Genomic DNA, 1,218 nt, shown 5'->3' on the forward strand with positions numbered 1-1,218 from the left:
ATTATAACCTTTACTAACATGACATCTGTATACAGTCACATTTTTAGATATAACTTCTTTTGTAATATATTTTTTATTATATTTATCATCTGATTTACCTGTTGAATAATTAACTGTACCGGCTATCACTGATACTTTATGACCCTTTTCTGACCAAAATTCTACAAACTTATTAAATCTTGATCCTCCTGGATCATTTTCGTTTAAATAAAATTGATGAATAAGCAAAATATGCATTTAAACAATCCCTTCAATTTAGTTTTTTCCATCTTCTTTCAATCTAATAAAAATTATATATTCTATAGTTACTTTCAGTAGTAATGTTATTAATTGGGCAAATGCAATTGAAAATAAATTTTTGTAAATAGTAAAGAAAAATAAAGATAGAATTATAAATAAACAAAGTGCCATAACATCAATAATTGCCTTTATCTTAAGGGAGAAATATTTCACTAAAAAACTACGTATCACGAAGTCAAATATTGTCAAACTAAATGATATATTTACAATTAAATATATACTTTTTATGTCTGTTAAATAACTAGGATAAATTAATTTTATAATTAATATTCCTACAAAATATGATATTAAAAAAATAAATATACAAAGTATAGGCATAGTATAAGACATCGTCTTTTTAAGTTTTTTATTAATGACATCTGTATCAGCTAAGTAACTTAAAATAACGGATGATAACATATTGAATGGTACTAAAAGCATCTTAGATGGTAATGTTGCTATATAAAATATTGATACTGCACTACCAGATAATAGGTATGTTATAAGTAATCTATCGCTATACGTCATTGTTGCACCAGCAAACCCTGAAATTAGTAATACATTTAACATTTTTTTGTCAAAGAATGTATATTTTTCGTAATTTATTATAAGTATTTTAGTCATAAATAATAAAATGAAAAACGATATAATTTCAGCAATAATTATATATAATAAAACCCTTTTTATATCTAAGTTGTCGAAAAAAACTAATAATGAATATGAAAAACTTAATATAATATTAAAAATCAAAATAATATTGAATCGCTTTTGTACTCTATACTTGACTATCAAAAATATTCTTAAAGTTATAATTAAGGTTAATATTATTGATAAAATTATTACTAAAATATCATCATATATTGTACTAAATAATAAAAATATCGGAATTAAACATACTATAAAATACCTAATCAATTTATAAAAATATTTCTTATATTC

At 21.8% G+C, this 1,218-nt stretch carries 1 protein-coding gene and 1 pseudogene; both read right to left on the minus strand.

Annotated features, from left to right (window positions below):
* Positions 1-237: pseudogene (locus CD129_RS12715) on the minus strand (glycosyltransferase family 4 protein); the annotation flags it as partial.
* Positions 238-255: 18 nt separating this feature from the next.
* Positions 256-849: a hypothetical protein gene (locus CD129_RS12720; RefSeq protein WP_126577765.1), complete on the minus strand. Its 594-nt coding sequence runs from the start codon at positions 847-849 to the stop codon at positions 256-258.
* Between the last annotated feature and the right edge of the window lie 369 nt (positions 850-1,218).

It is taken from the genome of Mammaliicoccus fleurettii (assembly GCF_003970575.1).
Classification (GTDB): Bacteria; Bacillota; Bacilli; order Staphylococcales; family Staphylococcaceae; genus Mammaliicoccus; species Mammaliicoccus fleurettii.

Coding starts and splice junctions, on each gene's coding strand:
- CD129_RS12720 (WP_126577765.1), bottom strand. CDS start 849: ATGTTAAATGTATTACTAATTTCAGGGTTTGCTGGTGCAACAATGACG.